The 15,849-nt window shown below is 35.3% G+C and carries 16 protein-coding genes; 5 read left to right on the top strand and 11 right to left on the bottom strand.

Translation table 11 applies throughout. From position 1 onward, the window contains the following. Nucleotides 1-2 precede the first annotated feature (2 nt). From ruvC to ileS, 8 genes are read right to left on the bottom strand one after another with little or no spacing between them, the layout of a single operon-like run. Complete coding sequence (gene ruvC, locus G581_RS10275; RefSeq protein WP_038064655.1) at nt 3-500, bottom strand: crossover junction endodeoxyribonuclease RuvC; 498 nt, start codon at nt 498-500, stop codon at nt 3-5. Further along, complete coding sequence (locus G581_RS0102045) at nt 497-1,102, bottom strand: D-sedoheptulose-7-phosphate isomerase (protein WP_028844388.1); 606 nt, start codon at nt 1,100-1,102, stop codon at nt 497-499. The genes ruvC and G581_RS0102045 overlap by 4 nt, the downstream gene beginning before the upstream one ends. Beyond that, the gene (locus tag G581_RS0102040) at nt 1,102-1,587 is read right to left on the bottom strand and encodes an HIT family protein (RefSeq protein WP_028844387.1); all 486 of its coding nucleotides are present in this window, start codon (nt 1,585-1,587) and stop codon (nt 1,102-1,104) included. Before G581_RS0102040 ends, G581_RS0102045 begins: the two co-directional genes overlap by 1 nt. Then, on the bottom strand, nt 1,584-2,336 hold the full coding sequence (locus G581_RS0102035) for a uracil-DNA glycosylase (protein WP_028844386.1): 753 nt from the start codon (nt 2,334-2,336) through the stop codon (nt 1,584-1,586). The genes G581_RS0102040 and G581_RS0102035 overlap by 4 nt, the downstream gene beginning before the upstream one ends. Beyond that, nucleotides 2,321-3,172 (bottom strand): NAD(+)/NADH kinase, encoded by an 852-nt coding sequence (locus G581_RS0102030; RefSeq protein WP_028844385.1) that lies wholly within the window; start codon nt 3,170-3,172, stop codon nt 2,321-2,323. Before G581_RS0102030 ends, G581_RS0102035 begins: the two co-directional genes overlap by 16 nt. Then, nucleotides 3,173-3,580 carry a tRNA (adenosine(37)-N6)-threonylcarbamoyltransferase complex ATPase subunit type 1 TsaE gene (tsaE, locus tag G581_RS10270; RefSeq protein ID WP_051178698.1) on the bottom strand — a complete coding sequence of 136 codons (408 nt, stop codon included), beginning with the start codon at nt 3,578-3,580 and terminating at the stop codon, nt 3,173-3,175. Further along, a complete protein-coding gene (gene lspA, locus G581_RS0102020; protein ID WP_038064650.1) occupies nt 3,577-4,020 on the bottom strand; it encodes a signal peptidase II in 444 nt (147 codons plus the stop codon). Before lspA ends, tsaE begins: the two co-directional genes overlap by 4 nt. Then, the gene (ileS, locus tag G581_RS0102015) at nt 4,004-6,751 is read right to left on the bottom strand and encodes an isoleucine--tRNA ligase (RefSeq protein ID WP_028844383.1); all 2,748 of its coding nucleotides are present in this window, start codon (nt 6,749-6,751) and stop codon (nt 4,004-4,006) included. The genes lspA and ileS overlap by 17 nt, the downstream gene beginning before the upstream one ends. Nucleotides 6,752-6,974: 223 nt before the next feature. Between ileS and G581_RS0102010 the strand changes: the two genes are divergently transcribed. The 4 genes from G581_RS0102010 (at nt 6,975) to G581_RS0101990 (ending at nt 11,470) form a co-directional block, all read left to right on the top strand. Then, the gene (locus G581_RS0102010) at nt 6,975-8,267 is read left to right on the top strand and encodes a sigma-54-dependent transcriptional regulator (protein ID WP_028844382.1); all 1,293 of its coding nucleotides are present in this window, start codon (nt 6,975-6,977) and stop codon (nt 8,265-8,267) included. Nucleotides 8,268-8,630: 363 nt separating this feature from the next. Then, the gene (locus G581_RS0102000) at nt 8,631-9,890 is read left to right on the top strand and encodes a sulfite exporter TauE/SafE family protein (RefSeq protein ID WP_028844381.1); all 1,260 of its coding nucleotides are present in this window, start codon (nt 8,631-8,633) and stop codon (nt 9,888-9,890) included. A 1-nt stretch (nt 9,891) separates the two neighbouring features. Then, nucleotides 9,892-10,638, top strand: a complete 747-nt coding sequence (locus tag G581_RS0101995) for a hypothetical protein (RefSeq protein WP_028844380.1) — start codon at nt 9,892-9,894, stop codon at nt 10,636-10,638. Nucleotide 10,639: 1 nt separating this feature from the next. Then, a complete protein-coding gene (locus G581_RS0101990) occupies nt 10,640-11,470 on the top strand; it encodes a universal stress protein (protein WP_028844379.1) in 831 nt (276 codons plus the stop codon). Between the two features lie 108 nt (nt 11,471-11,578). Here G581_RS0101990 and uvrB read toward each other — a convergent pair whose 3' ends face one another. The 3 genes from uvrB to G581_RS0101975 are packed head-to-tail and all read right to left on the bottom strand — an operon-like array spanning nt 11,579 to nt 14,894. After that, on the bottom strand, nt 11,579-13,588 hold the full coding sequence (uvrB, locus tag G581_RS0101985) for an excinuclease ABC subunit UvrB (protein WP_028844378.1): 2,010 nt from the start codon (nt 13,586-13,588) through the stop codon (nt 11,579-11,581). Nucleotides 13,589-13,598: 10 nt separating this feature from the next. After that, a complete protein-coding gene (gene hemB / locus G581_RS0101980; protein WP_028844377.1) occupies nt 13,599-14,570 on the bottom strand; it encodes a porphobilinogen synthase in 972 nt (323 codons plus the stop codon). Nucleotides 14,571-14,573: 3 nt separating this feature from the next. Continuing rightward, on the bottom strand, nt 14,574-14,894 hold the full coding sequence (locus G581_RS0101975; RefSeq protein WP_028844376.1) for a HesB/IscA family protein: 321 nt from the start codon (nt 14,892-14,894) through the stop codon (nt 14,574-14,576). 88 nt (nt 14,895-14,982) lie between these two features. Between G581_RS0101975 and fdhD the strand changes: the two genes are divergently transcribed. Continuing rightward, the gene (fdhD, locus tag G581_RS0101970) at nt 14,983-15,744 is read left to right on the top strand and encodes a formate dehydrogenase accessory sulfurtransferase FdhD (RefSeq protein WP_028844375.1); all 762 of its coding nucleotides are present in this window, start codon (nt 14,983-14,985) and stop codon (nt 15,742-15,744) included. Nucleotides 15,745-15,849 lie beyond the last annotated feature (105 nt).

The raw sequence follows: 15,849 nt of genomic DNA, 5'->3' as shown, positions 1-15,849 counted from the left end.
TATTAGTTTCTTTTGATGTTGTTTTGAAAAAAATACTCAACATTCTTTGAGTTTATGTGACATATTGCAACAGCAAGTGCATCAGAACAGTCATAGGAAATACGATTATTTATATTTAAAAAGTTATGTACCATGCTTTTAACCTGAATCTTATGAGCCCTTCCATATCCTGTCAGCGCTTTTTTTATCTCTGTTGAACTATACTCATAAACAGGTATTTCCATTTGAGCCGCAACTAAAAAAGCTATTGCTCTTGCATATCCAAGAATAAATGAAGAAGGAATCTTTTTACCTGCAAATATTTTTTCAACAGCCATTTCATCAGGCATATACGTTTTAACTATATCTGTAAGAATTTCATAAATAGATTTCAATCGTTCAGGAAGGTTCAAACTATGGGAAATATTAATAGTGCCTCCATAAATCAACTTCATTGATTTTGACTCAATCAATCCATATCCAAAATGTCTGCTTCCAGGATCAATGCCTATAACTGTCATTGTTTCAGTTTCTTTTTGGTTGTCGGTATTTCAAATAATATATCCTCAACAAGTTCGCATAAAATATGAGCAAGTGTGATATGTGTCTCCTGAATTCTGGGAGTCTCTTCTGATGGAACTGAAAATGCATGGTCTACCTTTGATATCAGTTTTTCGCCTTTTGTGCTTGTAAATGCTATTGTTTTAAGCCCTCTTTTTCTGGCCGCTTCAACCGCCTTTATAACATTTCTTGATGCCCCTGAGGTACTGATTCCAATAGCAATATCACCGGACTGTCCAAGTGCCTTAATCTGCTTTGCAAATACTTCAGAGTAATCATAATCATTTGCTATTGCAGTAAGTACAGCCATATCTGTGTTCAATGAAATAGCAGGAAGACCCGGTCTTTCCCTTTTAAATCGATTTACAAACTCTGCAGCAATATGTGATGCATCTGTAGCACTTCCACCATTTCCAAATATAAAAATTTTGCCTCCCTCATTAAGTGTTTTCGCTATCAATTCAGCCACTTCTTTAATGAGAGGTATATTTTCTCTGAAAAACTGCTCCTTTACTCTTATTGAGTCCTCAAACGCTTTTCTAATCTTGTTGTCTATCTCCATTATTCTTCCTCCTTAAAACACGGATACAGTTTGTCATAAGTTGCAAGGATATGCTCGGGAACTACACGAATATCCTCAAGAATTGTCATAAAGCCAACATCTCCTGCCCATCTCGGAACAATATGCCAGTGAAGATGCTCATCAATGCTTGCTGATGCCACAACACCGATGTTTAACCCCACATTGAATCCGTCTGGATGGAGCCTTTTTTTAAGACACTTCAAACACTTAACTGTAAGAATCATACATTCTGTAAGTTCATCTGTATTGAGTTCTTCTAGACTCTGCACATGTCTATAAGGAACAACCATGAGATGACCTGATGTATATGGATATTTATTCATAATGATAAAAGCAAGTTTGCCCCTGTACAGAATCAAATTATCCCTGTCCTTGCTGTCATTTGGCTTTTCACAGAATATGCATCCTTTTTCCTTCTCTCCAGAAATATATTCAATTCTCCATGGTGCCCATAGTACTTTCATTTAAGCCTCCTTAGAGCCTGCTGTGCATCCTCCCATGTAAGCCATTTATCTTTTCTGTTTCTGAGCAAATAAGCAGGATGAAAGGTAGGAATAACAGGAATATTATTGTAATAAAACATCTGTCCTCTTATTTTAGAAATATGAATATCCCTGATTTTTCCTTTCGCTCCCATCAATGCAAATGTAGCAACCTTACCAAGAGTCATTATAACCTTGGGTTTAACTATTTCTATCTCTTTTTTCAAATAGTCGAAACAGGTTGATATCTCACTTTCAAATGGCTCTCTGTTCTTTGGAGGATGACATTTCACAGTATTTGTTATATATATATCTTTCCTTGTAAATCCTATTTTCTCTATCAGACTAGTTAAAAGCTTCCCTGCTTCACCAACAAAAGGTTTTCCCTGCAAATCCTCTTCAACTCCTGGTGCTTCACCAACAAACATTATATCTGAATTTAAATCACCTTCACCGCATACTGGATGTGTCCGTGAATTGCTTAATGTACACTTTATACAATGTTTAATCTGCTTATTAAGTTCATCCATTACATCAGTCAAAGAATCCTTATCAGTAAATCTATTTTTCTCTTTCAGAATTTCGCTTCCGCTTTGATTTGAAATGATATTAGTTGAACTATATTGAATTGAAGGAATAAGAGACTGAAAGAAATTAATAGGTAACTCCCTGAATCCAAGAGCTTGATAAAAATTTAGAATCTCGACAATATTAGTTATCTCTCTCCCCATCTAAGCTTTTCTCTTAAAACTCTAAAATAGTCTCTTCCAACAGGTGCAATTAAATAAGTCTTTTCATCAGCAACCCTGCATCTTACTCTATCATTTATCTTAAGAGGAAATCCAATCTGTCCGTCTATGGTTAAAAATATATCCTTAACATTTGAAGATATAACCAGATCAATTATAAAATTGTCAGGAAGAACCACAGGCCTTACACTTAAAGTATGAGGACATATTGGTGTAAATACAAGACCTTTAAGGGTTGGGAAAAGAATCGGACCTCCAGCTGAGAGATTATAGGCTGTTGAACCTGTAGGAGTGGATATTATTATACCATCTGCCTTTATTGTTGATACATACATATTGTTGATGATTAATTCAAAATCTGAAATTTTAGCCATAATACCCTTACCGATTACAAGGTCATTAAGTCCAAGATACTCATTAATTGTCTCTTCATCCCTGAATACCTGAGCATTTAGCATGCTTCTTTCTTCAATATCATAACTACCAGAAAATATCAACTCTAAGCTCTTCCATAAATCAGTTCTCTGAATCTCGGTTATGAATCCAAGAGTTCCCATATTTATTCCAATTATTGGAATTTTTCTTCCATTAATAATTCTTGATGCTGATAGCATTGTACCATCTCCACCAAGAACTATCACCGCATCAGAACTCTGAATTGCCATTATTTCTGAATGATTAAATGATGAAAATGCTCCCACAGAATGAAAAAGCACACATTCAACATTTTTATTTTTCAGCCATTCCTGAACCTTCATAGCTGTTTCAATAGCTAAATTATCATTTTCCTTATAGAGAATTGAAACTTTCCTGAACATTTAAAGCTCCATTTCCATAACTCTTATTTTTTCATCAACTAAATTTATTGTAATCTTTAATGTTTTTTCAGGCAAATCATTTAACCTTTCTGCCCATTCTACCACACATGTACCGTGTTCAAAATATTCCCACAAATCAAGTTCTTCTTCTTTAATATTATCAACTCTGTAAAGATCAATATGATAGAAATCGACTTCTGGATATTGAGATACTATCACAAAACTAGAGCTTGCAATATCTTTCTCCTCAATACCAAAAGCAGATGCAATACCCTTTGTCAAAACAGTTTTGCCTGCTCCCATTTCTCCATAAAGAGCTATAACATTAATCCCTGAATTTTTAATGTATGTTCCTATCATCTTACCAAAAGTTTTGGTTTCCTGTTCTGAATATGTAAAAACTTTCATTTTTTAAAATTTTTGTAGAGAAACAAAACAATCCCTATACTTATTGCAGTATCCGCAATGTTGAATGCTGGCCAATGAACTGTGCCTATATGAAGATCAACAAAATCTATAACATATCCATAAATTAATCTATCTATAATATTTCCAAGTGCTCCAGCTATTATTAAAGAATAAACAAACCAGTTTTTAGAATCTTTTAAATACAAATAAACAAGAAATAATGTTGCAAGTACAGCAACAAAAATAAAAAATCCAGAACCCAGGAATTTAAACATTCCAAAAGCAGTTCCTGTATTTTCAACATAAACCAGATTAAAAAATGGAAGTATTCTAACTATTCCATACGGAGATAAAAATTTAAGAGCAGCATATTTTGCAATCTGGTCAACTAAAAGAATAATGAAAATTAAAGACAGAGATTTTTTAAGTCTTGAGGACATGATAGCATCTTGGGCATACGTCTTGAATTTCAAGTTTTCCCACCATTGGCGAGTAATTCCAACATCGCTGACATTTTTGTCCCTCAGCTCTTTCAACATTAATTATAAACTCTTCATCCAATTGATCGGATAAGTCTTTAATTTCTACCTGAGAAACTATAAAAAGAAATGGAAGAAAATCAACATATTGGCTTAAAAATTTCTTTAATTTTTTATTTACCTGAAGAACAATTTTTGATTCAAGAGAGTTTCCTATAAACTTTTCCTGTCTTTTTAACTCAATAGATCTGTTAACCTTATCTCTCAGTTCAATCAATTTCTCCCACTTTGCTTCAAGCTCATCATTTATAAAACTCTCATCAAGTTCTGGAAGCCTGTCCAGAAATACACTTTCAGTTTTTTTGAATGGCAGATATTGCCATGCCTCTTCTGCAGTGAATGAAAGAATCGGCGCAATTAGTTTAATAAGGGAATCCGCTATGTTATATAGAACCCACTGGGCTGCTCTTCTGTCTAAAGAATCCGCCTTAAATGTATAAAGTCTATCTTTAAGAATATCAAGATAAAATGCACTCATATCTGTTACACAGAAATTATGAATTGCATGAAAAACCTGATGGAATTCAAAATTTTCATAAGCTGTTTTTACTTTTTTTATCAACTTCTGAAGCTTCATCATTGCCCATCTATCTATTTCTAACAGATGAGCTTGGTAGTCTTTGCCATCATAGTCATATACGTTTCCAAGAAGATAACGAAGGGTATTTCTGATTTTCCTGTAAGCCTCTGTAAGCCTTGAAAGAATCTCCTGTGAAAGCTTTATATCATCTCTATAATCTTCAGCTGATACCCAGAGTCTGACAATATCCGCACCATTTGACTTAATAATCTCCTGAGGAGCAATTACATTGCCAAGAGACTTCGACATCTTTCTTCCCTGTCCATCAACTGTAAATCCATGTGTAAGAACAATTTTATACGGAGCCCTTCCTTTATTACCAAGTGATGTTATAAGTGAACTCTGAAACCATCCCCTGTGCTGGTCACTTCCTTCAAGATACATATCAGCAGGCCAGCCAATCATAGGATTTCTTTCAAGAACTGCCGCATGACTAACACCTGAGTCAAACCATACATCCAGAATATCCTTTTCTTTATTAAAATCTTTTGAACCGCATTCTGGACATGAATAATCAGGAAGAAAATCATCAAGATTAAGCCTGAACCATACATCTGAGCCCTTTTTCTCAATAAGCTCCCCGATTTTACTAAAAAGCTGTTCATCTTTTATTATGTATCCACACTTTTTACACACAAATAACGTAATGGGGACTCCCCACGCTCTCTGTCTTGACAAACACCAGTCAGGCCTTTTCTCAACCATTGAATATATTCTCTCCCTACCCCATGAAGGAATCCATCTAACTTTATCTATCTCTTGCAGTGCACGATGACGTAGATCTTGATGATTCATTGAGATAAACCATTGAGTAGTTGCCCTAAAAATAACAGGTTTTTTGCATCTCCAGCAGTGAGGATATGAATGAGTTATATTTCCTTCCCAGATAAGCGAGCCATTTTCTCTCATATGCTCTATTATTAGTTTATTTGCTTTAAAAACATTTTCACCGCTAAAATAAGGAACTTCTTCAATAAATCTGCCTTTAGCATCTACTGGAGCATAAATGTCAAGCCCGTATTTTAATCCAACCTCGTAGTCTTCCTCACCGTGTCCGGGTGCAATGTGAACAATACCTGTACCTTCTCCAATTTCAATAAAGTCAGCCAAAACAACTCTTGATACCCTATCTATAAAAGGATGCCTTGCAACCATACCTTCAAGCTCTGAACCTTTTATCTCAAATAAAGGAGTTTCATCAATATCAATCTTATCCTTCAAATTTTTAATAGCTTCTTTAACCAGTATGAGTACACCCTTTGAAGTTTTCACTCCAACATAATTAAAATCAGGATGAACAGCCAGAGCAAGATTTGCAGGTAGTGTCCATGGAGTTGTTGTCCAAATCACAATATAAACTGGTAGACCTTTAATTGATAGCTTTTCTTGCTCTATTACCTCAAATGCCACAAAGATTGATGGAGATTCCTTATCAGCATACTCCACTTCAGCGTCAGCCAGAGCTGTGACACAGGAAGGACACCAGTAAACAGGCTTTTTACCTCTGTATACATATCCATTTTTTACAAAACTGAAGAATTCTTTTACAATAGTGGCTTCATAATCATTTGACATTGTGATGTATGGATTATCCCAGTATCCAAAAATACCAAGCCGGATAAACTCATCTCGTTGAATATTTATAAATTTCTCAGCATACGCTCGACAGAGCTGTCTTTTTTTAAATATATCAACATGTTCTTTTTCTTTGCCCAACGATTTATCCACCTGAAGTTCAATTGGAAGTCCATGACAATCCCATCCTGGAATAAAAGGGCAATAATGACCAAGCATTGAGCGATATTTAACAATTATGTCTTTAAGAATCTTATTAAGTGCATGCCCTATATGAATATGGCCATTTGCATAGGGAGGACCGTCATGAAGAATAAAACGTTCTCCACCAAGAGCTCTATTGTTATCTACAAGATTTTCATATACTCTGTGTTCTTTCCAGAACTCAAGCATAGCAGGTTCTCGTTCGGCAAGGTTCGCCTTCATTGAGAAATCAGTTTTGGGTAAATTAAGTGTCTCTCTGTAATCACCAGGCATAAATAACAAAATAACACAATATTTTGTTAAAAATCAAATTTGAAGCCTTTTTTTATTAACTTAACCCTACTAATGAATCTAATCTTCTATAGAAAATACTAAAATTAATATAAAATAAAATTTTTAATCATAAAAAGTATATTCCTATATCAATACAAAAATATGGGCTTTTAATTTAAGTACTTCTTGACATCTAATAGATAAATATTCTATGTTAACTACAATGGTTTTTTTACGATCCTTCAGTGTTCTTGTTATCTCTGATGAAGCAGACAGGATTTATAAAATTTTTAATTCTGTTGGTATCTCAATTAGAAAGTCTCGCAAAGCAAATCCTGGATCTATTCATGACTTCTCTAATTATGACATAGCATTTCTTGATATTGACTCTGAGGGATGGCAGAAGAGACTTAATGAACTCAAACAGTATATGCCTGTTATTTCATTTGGTAAACCAGATATTAAAAAAGCAGTTGAATCAATGAAACTCGGCGCCACAGATTTTCTGCCAAAGCCTTTACGTGACGATTTAGTGGCATCAGTATTTGAAAGATTTAAAGACCAACCGAAAGTTGATATTCCTGATTTAATAGGGGTTAGCCGAATCATGGAGGATGTTTATTGCGGTATTCGCAAAGCTGCACTTACCGATAGTAATGTCTTGATTACTGGAGAGTCAGGTACAGGTAAAGAACTTGTTGCAAGGGCAATTCATAACCTGAGTGAAAGAAAAGATAAACCATTTATTGTTATAAACTGCACAGCGATTCCAGATAGTTTACTTGAGTCAGAACTTTTTGGTTTTGAAAAGGGAGCTTTTACAGGTGCAAATTATACAAAAAAGGGACTTATTGAATGGGCTCATGAAGGTACAGCTTTTTTTGATGAAATTGGCGATGTATCACCTCTTTTTCAAACAAAAATTTTAAGGGTTATACAGGAAGGAGAATTTACAAGAATTGGAGGTAATTATCCAATAAAAATAGATGTTAGATTTATCGCTGCTACAAATAAAGATCTGGTGAAAGCCTGTAAAGAAGGCACATTCAGAGAAGACCTCTTTTACAGACTAAATGTAATTAATATAGAACTTCCTCCATTAAGAACCCGCAAAGAAGACATTCCTGTCCTCACTGATTTCTTTATAAAAAAGCACGGTAATAAAAGAAAAGATCTTGTCGTGAAAGGTATAACTGACAAGGCTCTGGATATTTTAATGAACTATTCATTTCCGGGCAATGTTCGTGAACTTGAAAACATTATTGAAAGAGCAATTGCATTTACCAATTCTACAGAGATAACTGTAAAAGATCTGCCAGCCTATTTATTAAAAAATTCAAATTCAAAAAAGATTCATCAGGGAAGCCTCAGACAAGCAGTCAGTACCTTCGAAAAGGAGCTCATATGGTCAGCCTTACAAAAAAGCAAAGGCAACATTTCAAAGGCAGCAGACCTTCTTGGTATTCATAGACAACAACTTCAGAGAAAACTGAAACAATTCAAAATTGCAACATAATTATTTGATGCAGTAAAAAGTTTCATTCAAATTTAAAAATTTCAAGAAAAAATTTTACAATTAAATTAAAACGCAATTATATGTTGCAGCGTTGTATTGCTTAATCCATTTTTGCTTTATTTTTACTGTTTCTATTTTCTGGCATCTCCATTGCATATATCATTCAATAATGAAAAAGGTCTGGAAAAAAATGAAGAATCTACTGGTTTCCATAACATTTTCCAAACCAAAAGAGTTTGATAGGCTCAGCAAAAAAACAGAAAAAAACAAAAAGAAGGGAGGTGAAAAAAACAAGCCTTTGAAAAAAGTTTTATAAGAGTTTTAACCAGCAAAACAACAACCTTTAAAGGAGGAGGATGTGGGATGAGTAAACTTAGAAAAGTTTATGATTTGATGATGGCAGGGGCTGTAGCCCAGGCACGATGGGAAAAGCAGATGTCAGATAATATTCTGAAGAACAAAAAACGACTGATTATTCTGCTTGCATTAATTACTCCAATATTTCTGATTTCGATTCTTGGTGCTGCTGATATTCTTGGTGGGAAAAGTGCTTATGCACCATCCCATTACACAACAACTGTATTTGTTGCTTCAATTGCTGTTGGACTTGCTGCAGGGCTTATTACAGGATGTATAGGTGCTGGCGGTGGTTTTATCATTGCACCGGCATTGATGGCAGCAGGTGTTAAGGGAATTCTAGCAGTTGGAACAGACCAGTTTCATATTTTTGCAAAAGCCATAATGGGAACAGTACTCCACAAGAAACTCGGTAATATCTCTGTAGGGATTGCTGTTGCTTTTGTTATCGGTTCTGTTTTGGGTGCTACTACAGGTGGTTATATTCAGAGAGCCATATACAGTGCTGATCCTGTATTAAGTGAAGCTTTTATCAGCATAATTTATGCTATTATACTTGCAATACTTGGATTTTATGGATTGGCTGATTATATAAAATTAAGCAGAGCCAGGAAAAAAGGTGTGACACAGACAGATGCTCATGGTGGTGGAGCACCATTAACAACAACAAAACTTGCACTAAGTATTCAAAAAGTCAAAATCCCTCCAGTAATAAAGTTCGATCAGGATTTCGGTGGAAAAACAATATCCTGGATATTCGTTACAAGTATAGGATTTATTGTTGGAATCCTTGCATCTGTTATGGGAGTTGGTGGTGGATTTGTTACATTTCCTCTTTTTGTCTATGTTTTAGGAGTTTCCACTCCTACGACAGTTGGAACTGATATATTACAGATAATATTTACAGCAGGCTACTCATCAATTACTCAGTACGCAATTTATGGTTATGTATTTTATACTCTAGCAATGGGTCTTCTTCTTGGTTCTCTTATAGGAATTCAAATTGGAGCCCTCACTACAAAGGTTGTGCCAGGAATGCTTATAAGAGGCTTCTGGGTTATGACAATTCTCGCAGGCTTTGCAAACAGAGCTAGCGTTGTCCCTGATAAATTAAGAAGTCTTAATCTATGGAAAATTTCACAGGGAGCATGTGATATCTTTATTCTTGTTGGAAACATTGTTTTCTGGGGAGCGATCGGCATGTTTGCTATATGGGTATTAGGAACGTTCTTTAAGAATCTCAAAGCATTTAAAGAGGAGGGATAAAATGGCTGTTGACAAAAAACATTTATCAATGGGCTTAACTCTGCTTATTAGCTTTATTGGTGTTTTGATTCTAATATTTGCACCAATATATGGAGAGGGGTTGAATGGTCTTGAATATTCTGATGAGCTGTTTAATAAATTAGCAAAGGGTTCTGCCTATTTTATACCAAAAGTTACAAAAGATATTGAAAAATTTAAGGGTAAACCCTTTGATGTGACTATTGATGTAAAAAAGGCAACAGATAAACCAGGTGAAGGCGAAAAAAGGGCGGAAAATGTAAAGAAACTTTATACTACAAATGGTGCACAGGTTGAGGTTAATGGCACAAAGGTTCATATAACAGGTGATTTTGCAGCAATACTTCTTGCAGCTCTTGAGGATTCGCAGCAGATGTATAATAACAATGGTGACTATATTAAAAATAAATACGGAGTTACAGATGATGACAAAATGAAACAGATGTTTAGGCAGTGGCATAATTCATTATCAGCAATTAGCAAAAAATTTACTCTTGAGAAGAAAGTTAATGAATCAAATATTATTAAAACTGTTTTAACAAAGGCAATAGAGCCAGCTTATAATTTCTATGGTATTGAGGCTGAAAAAGTAAGTGAAAAAGCTGGTGTGTTGACTGGTTTATTAGCATTTTATGTTTTATATACTGTCTGGTATGGATTTGGTATGCTTTATCTTTTTGAAGGATTAGGATTTTCTACCAAGAAAGCAAAAGTAAAGAAGGAGGTATAATATGGCAATTGGAGCTTGTCCGTTAACAAAAGTTGATAAAATACTCGTAGCTACCGATGGTTCAGAGGCAGGTAAATTTGCTGCACAAGCTGCAATTGAACTTGCAAAACCCTGTGAAAGCACAGTTTATGCTATCTGTGTTGCAGAAGTGCCAGTTTTTGCTGCAGAATTTGTGGAGACTCTGCCTCAACTCATAGACAGCCTTGAAAAAAGGGCAAAAGCAGCCCTTGATGAAGTTAAGACTCTTTCTGAAAAAAATGGCGTAAAATGTGAAACAATCAGTTATACAGGACCTGATCCATTCAAATACATAATTGACGAAGCAATAAAAAACAGAGTTGATTTGATAATTCTCGGTAAAAAGGGTGTAATGCTTGGTGCAGTGGGTACAAAAGTTATAGCCAATGCACCATGCAAAGTCCTTGTGGTTCCTGTTGGTGCCACTTTGAATTTTGACAGAATAGTTATAGCAACAGATGGATCTGTTTACAGTCAATTAGCGACATCTGAAGCAATCGGCATGGCAAAAAGATTTGGCAGCGAACTCATTATTGTATCTGTTGCAAAAAAAGACGAAAATATCTCTTATGCTGAAGAAGCAGTAAAAATGGTAAAAGAAGTTGCTGAGCGTGAAGGGGTTAAAGTTCAAAGCGTTATTGCAAAAGGAGAAGCATTTGAACAAATTGTTGATACTGCAAATAAGAATGCAGCTGGATTAATCGTTATGGGAACATACGGAAGAACAGGCATTGAAAAATTCTTTATGGGGAGTATAGCTGAAAAAGTTATCAGTACATCAGCTCGACCTGTACTTGTTGTAAAAAAGAAGTAAAATTTTTAAATTAAAAGGAGGAGGTCAACCCCTCCTCCTTTTAATTTTTTAATATCTATCATTTGTTGTTGTTATTATTTAATGAAAAATGAAAAAATGAGACTGTCTTCAAACTGAAATACCCAGTTGTATCATCTTATCCTTTATCTTAACTATCTTATCTCTTATCTGAGCTGCTTTTTCAAACTCAAGATTTGCCGCAGCATGCTTCATTTCTGCTTCAAGTTTTTTCAAAGTTTCTCCATTAATCTCATATTTCTCGTCTTTTTCTTCAAGAACATCTACAGTGAAGTAATCCCTTTCATAAATTGATGCGAGTATATCTTTTATTTTACTTTTTACTGTCTCTGGAACAATTCCCATTTTTTTATTATACTTTTCCTGAATTCGTCTACGTCTTTCTGTTTCCTCAATTGCCTTTTTCATTGAATCAGTGATTGTATCAGCATAAAAAATTACAATACCATTTACATTTCTTGATGTTCTCCCAGCTGTCTGAATTAAAGACCGTTCTGAACGCAAAAATCCCTCTTTGTCCGCATCAAATATTGCAACAAGAGACACCTCTGGAAGGTCAAGTCCTTCCCTTAAGAGATTTACTCCAATAAGCACATCAAAATTTCCAAGCCTCAGGCCTCGCAAAATTTCAACTCTCTCAAGGGTATCAATATCTGAATGAAGATACTTTGCTTTTATCCCAAGAGTTGTATAGTAATCAGTTAAGTCTTCTGCCATCTTTTTTGTCAGGGTTGTAACAAGAACTCTTTCGCTATTTACTACCCTTTTTTGAATTTCCTCAAGTAAATCCTCAACCTGAGAAGTTGCCGGACGAACCTCAATCTTTGGATCAACAAGTCCTGTTGGTCGTATAATCTGTTCAATAATTCTCCCCTGAGATTTTTCAATTTCATAATCTCCAGGAGTTGCTGAAACATATATCACATAATTAACTCTGTGCTCAAACTCTTCAAACTTTAAAGGACGATTATCAAGAGCAGAAGGAAGCCTAAACCCATAATTAACAAGAGTCTGCTTTCTTGAACGATCTCCTTCATACATTCCTCCAATTTGCGGTACAGTAACATGGCTTTCATCAATAACCGTTAAAAAATCACCCTTTGAAGGACCGGCATATATATAATCTATCAACGTAAATGGAGGTTCTCCTGGAAGTCTACCACTTAAATGTCTTGAATAGTTTTCAATTCCATGACAATGTCCGAATTGGCTCAGCATCTCCATATCAAAACGTGTTCTTCTTTCAATTTTTTCTGCAAACAGATCTTCTCCTCGTTCCTTAAAGTAGAGTATTCTTTCCTCGAGTTCTTCTTCAATGGTCTTTAAGGACTGCTGAAGTCTTATCTCAGGAGTAACCCAGTGACTGCTTGGTGGTATAAAGATTCTCTCAAGTCTTCTTAATCTTTTGCCAGTCATGGGGTCTATTTCATATATAGCATCAATTTCATCGTCAAAAAATTCGACTCTGTAAGCTCTTTCAAGACAATGTGATGCATAAATATCAACAACATCTCCCCTGACTCTGAAAGATCCTCTTCTGAATTCATTTTCTTCTCTTATATAGAGAATTTCAACAAGTTTCTTCAAAAGTGCATCTCTGTCAGTGCGCATTCCTTCTTCAAGATTTATATGCATTGATAGATAGTCATCTGGAGAACCAATACCATAAATACATGATACAGATGCTACAACTATAACATCTTTTCGTGTAAGAACAGATAACGTTGCAGAATGTCTCAGTCTGTCAATATCATCATTAATTAAAGAGTCCTTTTCAATGTAAGTATCTGTTTCCGGGATATAGGCTTCAGGTTGATAGTAATCGTAGTAGCTTACATAATATTCAACTGCATTGTATGGAAATAACTCTTTCAGTTCTCCATAAAGCTGCGCTGCAAGTGTTTTATTATGAGCAATAACAAGGGTTGCTTTGTTAACTCGAGCAATCACATTGGCAATTGTGAATGTTTTACCAGAACCTGTAACCCCAAGTAAAACCTGATGCCTGTGTCCCTTTTTTATACCATCAGTTAGCTGTTTAATTGCTTTTGGTTGATCTCCCTTTGGCTTAAAGGAGGTATGAAGTATGAATCTGTCCATCGGGATTATTTTAACGTTGAAGTAGCCTAGCTGCCTCTCTGGCAAAGTAAGAGAGAATTATATCTGCTCCTGCGCGTTTTATTGATGTAAGTATTTCCATCATTACTGTTTCTTCATTAAGCCATCCAAACTGAGCCGCAGCTTTTATCATTGAGTATTCTCCACTTACATTGTATGCAGCAACCGGAACATTAAAAGATTGTTTAACATCGGATATAATGTCTAAATATGATAAAGCAGGCTTTATTATAACCATATCAGCTCCTTCTTCAATATCAAGAGCAACTTCTCTTATTGCTTCCCTTCGATTTGCTGGATCCATCTGATATGAACGTCTGTCTCCAAATGCAGGAACAGATTGAGCTGCTTCTCTGAAAGGTCCATAAAAAGCTGATGCATACTTTGCAGCATAGGAAAGGATTACCACATCTGTAAAACCTTCTTCATCGAGAGATTTACGGATTTTCCCTACCCTTCCATCCATCATATCTGAAGGAGCTACAATATCAGCACCTGCACGTGCATGAGAAACAGCTTCAAGCGCTAATACCTCAAGCGTAGCATCGTTATCGATTGTTCCATTTTTTATAATTCCACAGTGTCCATGAGATGTATATTCACATAAACAAACATCGGTTATAATAATCAGCTCAGGAATGAAATCTTTTATTGCTTTTATTGCCTGCTGAACAACACCATTGTCTTTATAGGCATCAGAGGCTTTTTCATCCTTATTTTCAGGAATCCCAAAAAGTATTATAGCTGGAATATTCAGTGAATATACTTCCTTAGCTGTTTTTACTGCTTCATCAATACTTTCCTGGAAACACCCTGGCATTGATGAAATAGAATTTTTAACTCCTTTTCCCGGAACAACAAACATTGGATAAATAAAATCCTGAGGAGCGAGGGTTGTTTCCCTCACCATTTTCCTCAGGATATCTGTTTTTCTTAATCGTCTTAAGCGTTGAACTGGAAACATCGCTTATACGCCGCAGGACCCTCCGCAACCAGAACCGCAAGAAGGCATTGGTCCTTTAAGCACAAATCCTTCCTGTTCCTCATCTTCATAGTAGTCAAGTTCAACATCATTTAACATGTCAAAGGTTTGTTTAGTCATATAAACCTTTAATCCATCTTTCTCGATTACCTCATCACCTTCTTGAAGCGTTTCATCAATATCAAGACCAAATGATGGACTGCAGGATCCTTCTGTTGAGAATATCCTCAATCCCCAGCCTTCTTTACCCTCGTTTTTAAGAATCACTTTTGCCTTTTCGGCTGCTTTTGCACTAATACTAAACACATCTACCTCCCAAAATTTTTTCTAATTTCAGAATAGCAGTTTTTGAAGAGAATTTGCAAGAAAAAAATTTATAGGCTAAAATACTGATATGCAACCACTTGAGAATAAAAAAATTACAAAAATTGAGCGCAAAGAGATTTTAAAAATTGATGATATTGTAGCTGTTGAACAGAAAATAAAAATTTATGTAAATAATGAAGAAATAGTTTCTTTAGCAGCATCTCCTTTTCAGGTAAAAGAACTCGTAGTTGGCTTTCTTATGACAGAGGGAATTCTTAAAGGTGATTGGTGTCCGGAAAAGATATATATTGAAGAAACACGAGATAACACTGAAGTCAAAGTTGAACTTGAGGGATTTGTATCTTTAGACGGTAAAACAATAACCTCTGGATGTATGGCTGCAGTTAGCTTTCTTAATGATGTGAAAGGTTATACTGATGATAGCTTGCGGATTGAACCTGATAGACTTCTCAACCTTTTTAAACAGTTTCAAGCTAAATCAACTCTTTACAGAACAACAGGCTGTATCCATGCAGTGGCAATTGCGGATTTGGATAATATTTTATTTATTGCTGAGGATGTTGGCAGACATAACGCTGTCGACAAAGCCATTGGCTGGGCTTTACTTAATAAGGTGCCATTTAAAGGCAAGATAATGCTTGTAAGCGGAAGAATTTCTTCTGAGATGATATTAAAAACTGCAAAATGGAAAATTCCTATAATTGTAAGTAGAACTGCACCAACATCTCTTGCTGTTGAGCTTGCTGATAAATCTGGGCTGACAGTGGTTGGATTTTTAAGAGGTCAAAGATTCAACATTTATACCCATCCTGAAAGAATTATTATTTAGGTTCTACTGCCTGATGTCAGTTTAAAACTGACATTGTACTTAAAATAAAAATTTTAATCTGTGCACTTTTTTCTTACTTCACGCATCTGATATAATTGCTCATAG

Origin of the sequence: Thermodesulfovibrio thiophilus DSM 17215, from assembly GCF_000423865.1 — a bacterium.
Taxonomy (GTDB): domain Bacteria; phylum Nitrospirota; class Thermodesulfovibrionia; order Thermodesulfovibrionales; family Thermodesulfovibrionaceae; genus Thermodesulfovibrio; species Thermodesulfovibrio thiophilus.
Note: the sequence above shows the minus strand (reverse complement) of the source record. Positions and strands in the feature narration are given on the sequence as shown.

Bases quoted from the DNA above. Each gene is read 5' to 3' on its own strand.
- ruvC (WP_038064655.1), bottom strand. From the start codon at position 500: ATGACAGTTATAGGCATTGATCCTGGAAGCAGACATTTTGGATATGGA.
- G581_RS0102045 (WP_028844388.1), bottom strand. From the start codon at position 1,102: ATGGAGATAGACAACAAGATTAGAAAAGCGTTTGAGGACTCAATAAGA.
- G581_RS0102040 (WP_028844387.1), bottom strand. From the start codon at position 1,587: ATGAAAGTACTATGGGCACCATGGAGAATTGAATATATTTCTGGAGAG.
- G581_RS0102035 (WP_028844386.1), bottom strand. From the start codon at position 2,336: ATGGGGAGAGAGATAACTAATATTGTCGAGATTCTAAATTTTTATCAA.
- G581_RS0102030 (WP_028844385.1), bottom strand. From the start codon at position 3,172: ATGTTCAGGAAAGTTTCAATTCTCTATAAGGAAAATGATAATTTAGCT.
- tsaE (WP_051178698.1), bottom strand. From the start codon at position 3,580: ATGAAAGTTTTTACATATTCAGAACAGGAAACCAAAACTTTTGGTAAG.
- lspA (WP_038064650.1), bottom strand. From the start codon at position 4,020: ATGTCCTCAAGACTTAAAAAATCTCTGTCTTTAATTTTCATTATTCTT.
- ileS (WP_028844383.1), bottom strand. From the start codon at position 6,751: ATGCCTGGTGATTACAGAGAGACACTTAATTTACCCAAAACTGATTTC.
- G581_RS0102010 (WP_028844382.1), top strand. From the start codon at position 6,975: ATGGTTTTTTTACGATCCTTCAGTGTTCTTGTTATCTCTGATGAAGCA.
- G581_RS0102000 (WP_028844381.1), top strand. From the start codon at position 8,631: ATGAGTAAACTTAGAAAAGTTTATGATTTGATGATGGCAGGGGCTGTA.
- G581_RS0101995 (WP_028844380.1), top strand. From the start codon at position 9,892: ATGGCTGTTGACAAAAAACATTTATCAATGGGCTTAACTCTGCTTATT.
- G581_RS0101990 (WP_028844379.1), top strand. From the start codon at position 10,640: ATGGCAATTGGAGCTTGTCCGTTAACAAAAGTTGATAAAATACTCGTA.
- uvrB (WP_028844378.1), bottom strand. From the start codon at position 13,588: ATGGACAGATTCATACTTCATACCTCCTTTAAGCCAAAGGGAGATCAA.
- hemB (WP_028844377.1), bottom strand. From the start codon at position 14,570: ATGTTTCCAGTTCAACGCTTAAGACGATTAAGAAAAACAGATATCCTG.
- fdhD (WP_028844375.1), top strand. From the start codon at position 14,983: ATGCAACCACTTGAGAATAAAAAAATTACAAAAATTGAGCGCAAAGAG.